An 8,866-nucleotide genomic window follows, 5' to 3' on the forward strand; every position below is an offset into this window, starting at 1 on the left:
GTTCTCATCGATAGAAAAACTGTAAGAAAATTTAATTCTAAAGTACACTTTTATCTCATCATCATGATATAATCTTTGCAAATAAAGGGGGAGAGTACTTTGGTGGATGCTTTAGATGTAATTGCAAACCTAGACCGGGTTCTTCCTTACTATCAGGCTATTTTCAGTGCGGATGAGCATATGATCATTGGCTATGAGGTGGTTGGGCGGATGGAGACGGAACAAGGTGTGCAAAGTCTCGGACCTTTCTTTAAAGATGATACGATTCCGGATGAATATCGAATAGAAGTGGATAACGTAGTATTAGAAAAGGCGCTCGGGCAATATTTGCACTCCAATCAATCCTTTTTATTATTTGTGCATCGGAATGCAACGCTTCTTATGAATGACGAGGACGAAAGCTTCTTGGCTATTTTGCATAAGTATGAAAAAAAAGGCGTGCAGTTGCAAAATATTGTTTTGGAAATTACCGAGCATGAATTTAAGGATGATATGGATCAACTCAACCATCGACTTGTCTATTACCGTACATATGGTATTCGTATCGCTATTAATAAAATTGGTCTTGGAATGAGTAATTTAGAACGAATTAGTGTGCTAAATCCTGATATTCTTAAAATTGATGTGACAAACTTACGGCATACTGCAAATTTACAGATGTATCAAGACATTCTCTATTCAATTTCATTGCTTGCACGGCGTATTGGTGCAACTCTTTTATATGAGGATATAGATGCGTTTTATCAGTTACAATATGCATGGCGCAACGGTGGTAGATATTATCAGGGAGATTATTTAAAAGACTTTCTTCCTTATTTTTTACCGGCTGATTTGCTAAAAAATCGTTTGCGAGAAGAGTGCCATGAGTTTATTTCTCACGAGAAGCGAAAGTTAGAGCATTTGTATACTCTAACAGAACAGTTATGTGTGAAAACGGAAGGAATTATTGCTAAGCATAAAAACATAGGAAATACGAACAAATGGCTTCTTGACATTAGTGAAGAAGTGACTGATTGCAGTTTTCGTTTGTATGTTTGCGATGAGGATGGGTTTCAACAATCTGGAAATATAATAAAAGAGAATGGAAAATGGAATTTGCATCCGGAATATATTCTGAAAAACTGGAGCTGGCGTCCTTATTTTTTAGCTAATATTATGACGATGCGCTATGAGAAAAAAGGACGGTTGTCAGATTTGTATGCTGATATTGAAACAGGACAAATGATTCGTACCTTTAGCTTTCCCATTGAAAATAATCAATATTTATTTATTGATTTAACCTATGATTATTTATTTGAGCAGGATGCACTATTTTAGTCAAATTAGTTGGTTTGTAAGATGATATGCAATGATTGCAGATTGTATAAAAACTAGATGAAATAGATCGTCTCAGAGAGCAATACTCTGAATGATGATCTATTTTTTTGTTTATCTCCAGATAAAAGTGGAAATAGTGATAGGTATCAGCAAAAAATGCTTATTCTGTTGTCTATATGTGTAAGGATTTTACGAACGAATGTACATCCATTTAGGAATAAGGATTGCTACAATGAATATAGGACAAGGGGATAGGAGGGGAAGAATGAAAAAATACGGGATATGGCTCGGCTTTTTCTTGCTTCTCGTATATATTATTAGTCAAAGTATGGCTACTGCAATTGGTAATGATGAAAAGATAAACCGAGAGGAACTATTTCAAACGATTCGCAAAGGATATGAAGCACAATATTCGATTCGTGACCAGCACTATTCGGTAGAAAAAATGTATGATATTTTGTCACCATACATTACAGATAACTTTCTTCAAGTATTTACTGATGAAAACCATAGTCGTTCTAAATCATCTGGTGCTCATCTTCTAACAAAGGTTCCGCCCTTTACCTTTACATCAAGTACATTAATTACGTTTGATAAAGAACATCAGTTGGTATATATATATGAACGTAACAATCGTCAATCTCCAGTTTATCAAATTGTAGTTATGCAAAAAGAAAAGGGTATATGGAAAATGGCTTCTTATACGGAGAATGAAACGTTACCTTCAGATATACGTCGCTTAGGCCAAGAATAGGTAAATAAGACCGCTACGTATGCGTAGCGGTCTTATTTACCTGAGTATGATGTAGCAAACAAATAGATTTGCTTCGTATTCAGTTCTTTTTATAATTGAAATTGTTGTAATATTGTGTGGATGATTCATTTTGTAACTTTTTTCGACAAATTTATTGAGTTTCTTCTCTGATAACTGTATCCTAAAGACTGAGGCATTTTTTCAGTTCTGAACGGATAGAATGTCGACTGTTGCAGAAGCTATTCGTAGGAATATAAGAGAAAGGGGAGATTATATGTCTCTACTTCAAGGAATATTATCTCGTCTCGTTAGTTTGAAAGAACAAGGTGAAAACGGTGAAGTTGCACAACGTTATTTCGAAGTAAACGGGGAACGGAAATGCAGTGTTAAATATTTTGATAAAAGTGATACGTATGAATTAGAAGTGTACGAACCTGGTGAAAAGCCACAAGTATATCAGTTCGACAATATAGATATGGTGGCCATCGAAATTTACGATATGATCTCCTAGTCATACATAGAAATGCAGCATCTTTTTAGATGCTGCTTTTTTGTATAGTTTGTATGTAGTTAAGGAAATAATAGGAATAATTCTAATTATCTCAACTGGGAGGAACATAATTTGATACCCACTGTCATTTGCCCGAATTGTGAAAAAAAAGAGAAACTAGATCGCGTATTAGTTGCACAGTCCAATCAAAATGTCATATTTACTTGCCCATTCTGTCGTCTTATCATCCGAAATATTGAAACGAGTAAAGGTTTCTAACATAGAAGTTTCAGTTTGCCCATACAATGAAAGGAAGTCAGTCTTTTAAAGGACGTGATGATATGGGAGAACCTCGATTTTATAATTTATCCGAGCGGAATATGGACTTTGAAATGGTGTTTGATCGCATTTACGAATTTATTACTGTAAATCCGGCCAATACATATCGTCTTTCGATTGGAACGGACTCACAAGCTCATCAATTTGAAACGCGGTTTATAACCGCCATTCATCTTCATCGTGTTGGGAAGGGAGCATGGGGATGTTTACAATCCCGCGTATTACATAGAAAAGTAGAAAGTTTGCGTGAAAAAATTCAGCTTGAAACATATTATAGTCAGCAAACGGCATATTTATTTACTCCTGTCCATTTTGCGAAGCTAATCGAAGTCATTTATCCCTATCAGCAGGAAGGAGGGACCTTATCTATGGAAATTCATTTAGATATTGGTCACGACGGCTTAACAAGGGAATTTATTATGGATATGACGGCTCGCATCACCTCAATGGGTCTTACTCCAAGAATCAAACCGGATTCTTATACAGCATTTAGCTATGCAAACCGATATACAAAATAGAAAATTAAAAATTTTCATTCTATTAAATTTGGTTAAACTTCTATATAATAGGATATAGATTCTAATAAGTAGGGGGAGAGCATGAGTATAATGAATAAACAGTATGTATACTTAACCGATGAGGAACAAACTCTATTGCTCCATGTGTTGTTTCAACAAAACTATGCAACTGAGCTGTTAGCTTGTGAATTAGCAGATATGGAAAGCGGCCTAAAACCTACAGATATGAATCATTACAGAAAAGTAACTATGCTATTTGATAGGCTGAAAGAAGCTGAATGATGACTACCATGACCGGTAGTCATTTTTTTCGATGATGTGATAGAATTGTATTGATAAGGGATTATTTTGAAAACGCTATCATATAGATACAGTATAGAGTTAGGGAAGGAGAGTGTAGCAATGATTAGTTTACCGACCGAGGAATTTAAACAAATATTTGTGAAAGATTTAGTCATATCTGCTGAGAAGGTGGCTCATGTGCAAGTGACAAATAGTTTACAGCATGCCTTGCTTGTGCTTGTGAAATCAGGTTACTCTGCTATACCAGTATTAGATACTACGTATAAGCTGCATGGGTTAATTAGTACATCAATGATTTTAGATCGGATATTAGGTTTAGAGCGAATAGAATTTGAAAAACTTGAGAATATGAAAGTAGAAGAAGTTATGAATACAAATATTCCTAGATTACATCTAGATGAGACATTTGCAACCGGATTAGAAGCGGCTATTAATCATCCTTTCGTCTGTGTTGAAAGCGAGGAAGGATTATTTGAAGGTATTGTAACAAGAAGAGCAATACTTAAGCTTTTAAATAAAAAAATTCGTCGATATAATAAATAAGAAGAAATGAAAAAGAAAATAACCAAATGATTGAATATGGGTAACACCTACTTATTGATTTAGGAGGAATCGTTTTGCAACTCGATGATTTTCGGATGATCGTTATCTTAGCACAAGAGCTGAATATGAGGAAGGCAGCGGAACTACTGTTTGTATCCCAGCCAGCCCTAAGTCAGCGCCTACAATCGATGGAAAAGCATTGGGGAATGCGATTCTTTGTTCGTTCTCAGAAAGGGTTAACCATTACACCTGAAGGAGAAAAAATAACGGCATATGCACAGGATATTTTGCAAAAGGAAGAAGATATTAAAAATGAGCTAACCTCCTTACACGCAAAAACCCACGGCACACTCAAAATCGCTGTAGCGTCCATTATTGGACAATATTGGCTGCCTCGTGTTTTGAAAATGTTTGTAGAAAAATACCCTCTCGTGCAAATATCCTTATTTACAGGTTGGAGTAGTGATGTACAAAGACATTTTTATGATGGGGATGTACATGTTGCCATTTTGCGAGGTTCACAAGATTATTTAGGGAAAAAATGGCATGTTTTAACTGATGAGATGTACCTGGTCGATACCGAAATCTCAGATGAAAGCTTACTGAAAGATACGAGCAAGCCGTTTATACAGTTTAAAAGTGACTCTACTTACTACTCTCAAATTCAGAGCTGGTGGTATGCAAAATTTTTATATCCACCTAAACGAACGATTATTGTTGACCAAATTGAAACGTGTAAACAGCTTGTTCTACATGGAATTGGTTATGCTATTTTACCTCAAACGGTACTTAAAGGAGTAGACGAAGATATTTTTAAGCTCCCTCTTTCAGTGGATGGAAAAAGTCTTACACGAGAAACGTGGCTTCTGGTGAAGGATGCTGCACTAGAATTAAAGCAAGTAGAAGCATTTATCGATCTTGTTAAGCGATTTTCGGATACAAATGCATATTAATTTAAAAAAAAGGGCTTACATTCTTGCCGATTATCATTCACTTTGATAGAGTATCAGTATCAGCTAATTAGGAGGAGACAACAAAATGAAAACTATGGATGCAAACGAAATTATTTCTTTTATACAAAATAGTACGAAAAAAACACCGGTTAAAGTATACATAAAAGGACAATTGAAAGATATTACCTTTCCGAAAGATGTACAAGCCTTCGTATCAAAAAAAGCAGGTGTCTTGTTTGGAGAATGGGATGAGATCAAAGCAGTGCTTGAAAGTGAATCTATTACAGATTATGTGGTAGAAAACGATCGTCGTAATTCTGCACTTCCTTTATTAGATACAAAAGGTATCAAAGCACGTATTGAGCCAGGTTCTATTATCCGTGATCAAGTTGAAATTGGTGATAATGCTGTCATTATGATGGGAGCTGTAATTAATATTGGCGCTGTCATTGGAGAAGGAACCATGATTGATATGAATGCCGTACTTGGTGGTCGTGCAACCGTTGGGAAAAACTCACATATAGGTGCAGGAGCCGTGCTTGCTGGTGTCGTTGAACCCCCTTCTGCTCAGCCTGTTATCGTGGGTGATGGTGTTTTAATTGGTGCTAATGCAGTTGTACTAGAAGGAGTTACTGTCGGAAACGGTGCTGTTGTAGCTGCTGGTGCGATTGTGACAGAGGATGTACCAGCCAATACTGTAGTCGCTGGTGTTCCAGCCCGCGTAATTAAACAAATTGATGAAAAAACAAAATCAAAGATAGAAATTAAGCAGGAGCTTCGTCAACTTAATCCTGAACAATAAAGAAAATAGTAGTATTATTCCTCATTTATTGCTTATGGCAAGAAAAGGAAGAGAATGCTTACGAAAAATAGACCGTTCATCGTATCTTGTCCAGTAATGTAAGATCAGTGACGGTCTATTTTTCATTTATTACGATAAATGTTTAAAAAGGATGGCGAATACAATGGATCTAATTACAATTCGTAGAGATTTACACCAAATACCTGAGTTAGGATTTCGGGAATATAAAACACAACAGTATTTGCTTGAGTTTATAAATAAACTTCCGAAAGAACGTATAGAGGTTGAATTATGGAAAACGGGAATTCTTGTAAAAGTACATGGTCGTAATCCTGAAAAAATAATAGGATACCGTACGGATATAGATGGACTTCCCATTACAGAAGAAACAGGTTATTCGTTTCAGTCGACCCATGAAGGCTATATGCATGCATGTGGACATGATTTTCATATGACGATTGCCTTAGGAGTACTAGATGCGCTTGTTCATTCTCCTATTGATGATGATGTACTATTTGTTTTTCAACCTGCTGAAGAAGGACCAGGCGGAGCGAAACCGATGATTGCTAGTGAACCATTTCAAATGTGGAAACCGGATATGATGATAGCACTTCATATTGCACCGGAATATCCAACTGGTACGATAGCCACTCGGCAGGGGTTACTCTTTGCCAATACATCTGAGTTATTTATTGATTTAAAAGGAAAGGGAGGGCATGCAGCTTATCCTCATAAAGCGAATGACATGGTAGTCGCTGCTAGCCACCTTGTGACACAGATGCAATCCATTGTTAGCCGAAATATTGATCCGCTTGATTCAGCAGTAGTTACAATTGGAAAAATAACAGGTGGAATGGTACAAAATAGCATTGCTGAAACAGCACGGTTAGAAGGAACGATGCGTACGTTATCATCAACATCTATGAAGCAAGTAAAGAAAAGATTAGAGGCTATTATAAAGGGGATAGAGACTGCATTTGAATGTAAGGCTGTTGTCGACTACGGAGCAAATTATTATCAAGTGAATAACAACAAAGAGTTAACGGAAGAGTTTATGAAATTTGCAAATCAATTAGAGGATAGCAGTGTAGTTAATTGTAATGCATCCATGACCGGGGAAGATTTCGGTTATATGCTACAAGAAATACCAGGATTCATGTTCTGGCTAGGGGTACAATCGGAGTATGGACTTCATCATAGTAAGCTTCGCCCTAGTGAAGAAGCTATTCCAAAGGCAGTATCTGTATTAACACAATATTTGCAGTTTAAGGGAAATAGGTAGCAATGTGTTATCTGTTTTTTTAAATAGCATGCTAATCATATGCATAATTTGTATAGCAATAGCACAATACTTTATACTGGAGAAGTAAAATGGAAGATTTCTTTATTTTATAATAATTATTAAATAATATTGACTTCAATATATTTCTTCTTATATAATATGCATGTAAATAAAAAAAATGGAGGTTGATACATATGGCAGAACGTTTAGTAGCAAAGCAAGCACCACGTTTTGAAATGGAAGCTGTATTGCCCAATAAGCAATTTGGAAAAGTAAGCCTTGAAGAAAATATGAAGGCTGGAAAATGGACTGTACTTTTCTTTTATCCAATGGATTTCACTTTCGTATGTCCAACTGAAATTATTGCAATTTCCCAACGCTATGATGAATTCGAAGACCTTGATGCTGAAGTAATTGGGGCATCTACTGATACAATCCATACTCATTTAGCATGGATTAATACAGATGTAAAAGATAATGGGATTGGTCAATTGAACTACCCTTTAGCTGCTGATCATAATCAATCAGTTGCTCGTGATTATGGTGTTTTAATTGAAGAGGAAGGTATTGCGCTTCGTGGATTATTTATTATCAATCCGGAAGGTGAATTAGTCTATCAAGTAGTACATCACAATAACATTGGACGTGAAGTTGATGAAGTTATTCGCGTTCTACAAGCTCTTCAAACAGGTGGACTTTGCCCTGCAAACTGGAAGCCAGGACAAGCTACATTAAAAGTTTAAGAGCAATGTTCTTTCGAAAGGTCTAACTTTATTGTTAGACCTTTTCTTGTATACAAATTAATTTTGTTTAAAAGAATCGCTAGTATAGGTTGAAAGGAGAATTGTTCTTGAAATTACGCGATGAAATGCCTTCTTTAGTTGGAGAGACAGCTATATTGAATGGAGAAGTAAAACGTGATGAATTGATTGGGGATAAGCCAACATTAATCCATTTTTGGTCGATTAGTTGCCATTTATGCAAGGAAGCAATGCCTAGTGTGAATGAATTTAGAGATCAATATAAAGATAAGTTAAACGTTGTATCGGTGCATATGCCTCGTTCTGAAAAAGATTTAGATGTAGAAGATGTAAAGAAGGCAGCTGCTGAGCATGGTATAACACAGCCTATCTTAGTGGATAATGAACATAAAATTACAGATGAATTCCAGAATCAATACGTTCCAGCCTATTATGTCTTTGATAAAAGTGGTGTCCTTCGCCATTTTCAAGCAGGTGGGAGTGGAATGAAAATGTTAACAAACCGGGCCATGCGTGTTCTAGAAGACGCAGAACAGGAATAATTTGAATGATGTGAAACGCCACTAAAGTAAGGGATTCACGGCATTTCCCTAGCTATAACTTATTATTTATTTAAGAGAGGATGCGTTCATTTACCCTCTCTTTTTTTATTACAATTATCTACGTTCAGTCTAAAAGGAAGTATGAAGTCATGTCACGGGATTATGCAATTTTAGTTAGATAATCGTCAAATATTGAACGGGGCTTTTTCTAATCAGCGTTTATACATGAATGTAGATAGTATAACAGTAGCGAGAAATCTTA

Annotated in this window: 12 protein-coding genes; all 12 read left to right on the forward strand. The window is 36.0% G+C overall.

All coding sequences use genetic code 11. From position 1 onward, the window contains the following. Positions 1–99 precede the first annotated feature (99 nt). The 12 genes from AC11ZT_RS12980 to AC11ZT_RS13035 all read left to right on the forward strand — a co-directional run bounded on the left by AC11ZT_RS12980 (position 100) and on the right by AC11ZT_RS13035 (position 8,604). Positions 100–1,317, forward strand: coding sequence for an EAL-associated domain-containing protein (locus AC11ZT_RS12980; RefSeq protein WP_484060006.1), 1,218 nt, complete (start codon positions 100–102; stop codon positions 1,315–1,317). A 265-nt stretch (positions 1,318–1,582) separates the two neighbouring features. Beyond that, the gene (locus AC11ZT_RS12985) at positions 1,583–2,071 is read left to right on the forward strand and encodes a DUF3993 domain-containing protein (RefSeq protein ID WP_484060007.1); all 489 of its coding nucleotides are present in this window, start codon (positions 1,583–1,585) and stop codon (positions 2,069–2,071) included. A 274-nt stretch (positions 2,072–2,345) separates the two neighbouring features. Further along, positions 2,346–2,582, forward strand: a complete 237-nt coding sequence (locus AC11ZT_RS12990; protein WP_484060008.1) for a YkuJ family protein — start codon at positions 2,346–2,348, stop codon at positions 2,580–2,582. 111 nt (positions 2,583–2,693) lie between these two features. After that, complete coding sequence (locus tag AC11ZT_RS12995; protein ID WP_379966820.1) at positions 2,694–2,840, forward strand: hypothetical protein; 147 nt, start codon at positions 2,694–2,696, stop codon at positions 2,838–2,840. Positions 2,841–2,902: 62 nt separating this feature from the next. Further along, positions 2,903–3,418 (forward strand): ribonuclease H-like YkuK family protein, encoded by a 516-nt coding sequence (locus AC11ZT_RS13000; RefSeq protein WP_484060009.1) that lies wholly within the window; start codon positions 2,903–2,905, stop codon positions 3,416–3,418. 90 nt (positions 3,419–3,508) lie between these two features. Continuing rightward, the gene (abbA, locus tag AC11ZT_RS13005) at positions 3,509–3,700 is read left to right on the forward strand and encodes an antirepressor AbbA (protein WP_484060016.1); all 192 of its coding nucleotides are present in this window, start codon (positions 3,509–3,511) and stop codon (positions 3,698–3,700) included. A gap of 120 nt (positions 3,701–3,820) precedes the next feature. After that, entirely contained in the window at positions 3,821–4,264 is a 444-nt protein-coding gene (gene cbpB / locus AC11ZT_RS13010) for a cyclic-di-AMP-binding protein CbpB (protein ID WP_484060010.1), read from the forward strand. Positions 4,265–4,338: 74 nt separating this feature from the next. Further along, positions 4,339–5,217 (forward strand): LysR family transcriptional regulator, encoded by an 879-nt coding sequence (locus AC11ZT_RS13015; RefSeq protein ID WP_484060011.1) that lies wholly within the window; start codon positions 4,339–4,341, stop codon positions 5,215–5,217. An 85-nt stretch (positions 5,218–5,302) separates the two neighbouring features. Then, on the forward strand, positions 5,303–6,019 hold the full coding sequence (gene dapD / locus AC11ZT_RS13020) for a 2,3,4,5-tetrahydropyridine-2,6-dicarboxylate N-acetyltransferase (protein WP_484060012.1): 717 nt from the start codon (positions 5,303–5,305) through the stop codon (positions 6,017–6,019). A 163-nt stretch (positions 6,020–6,182) separates the two neighbouring features. Further along, positions 6,183–7,301, forward strand: a complete 1,119-nt coding sequence (locus AC11ZT_RS13025) for an N-acetyldiaminopimelate deacetylase (RefSeq protein WP_484060013.1) — start codon at positions 6,183–6,185, stop codon at positions 7,299–7,301. A 194-nt stretch (positions 7,302–7,495) separates the two neighbouring features. After that, positions 7,496–8,044: a peroxiredoxin gene (locus AC11ZT_RS13030; RefSeq protein WP_484060014.1), complete on the forward strand. Its 549-nt coding sequence runs from the start codon at positions 7,496–7,498 to the stop codon at positions 8,042–8,044. A gap of 107 nt (positions 8,045–8,151) precedes the next feature. Continuing rightward, entirely contained in the window at positions 8,152–8,604 is a 453-nt protein-coding gene (locus AC11ZT_RS13035) for a TlpA disulfide reductase family protein (RefSeq protein ID WP_484060015.1), read from the forward strand. The last annotated feature ends 262 nt before the right edge of the window (positions 8,605–8,866 follow it).

The sequence above is a fragment of the Ectobacillus sp. genome, from assembly GCF_056992975.1.

Coding starts and splice junctions, on each gene's coding strand:
- AC11ZT_RS12985 (WP_484060007.1), top strand. CDS start 1,583: ATGAAAAAATACGGGATATGGCTCGGCTTTTTCTTGCTTCTCGTATAT.
- AC11ZT_RS12990 (WP_484060008.1), top strand. CDS start 2,346: ATGTCTCTACTTCAAGGAATATTATCTCGTCTCGTTAGTTTGAAAGAA.
- AC11ZT_RS13000 (WP_484060009.1), top strand. CDS start 2,903: ATGGGAGAACCTCGATTTTATAATTTATCCGAGCGGAATATGGACTTT.
- abbA (WP_484060016.1), top strand. CDS start 3,509: ATGAATAAACAGTATGTATACTTAACCGATGAGGAACAAACTCTATTG.
- cbpB (WP_484060010.1), top strand. CDS start 3,821: ATGATTAGTTTACCGACCGAGGAATTTAAACAAATATTTGTGAAAGAT.
- dapD (WP_484060012.1), top strand. CDS start 5,303: ATGAAAACTATGGATGCAAACGAAATTATTTCTTTTATACAAAATAGT.
- AC11ZT_RS13025 (WP_484060013.1), top strand. CDS start 6,183: ATGGATCTAATTACAATTCGTAGAGATTTACACCAAATACCTGAGTTA.
- AC11ZT_RS13030 (WP_484060014.1), top strand. CDS start 7,496: ATGGCAGAACGTTTAGTAGCAAAGCAAGCACCACGTTTTGAAATGGAA.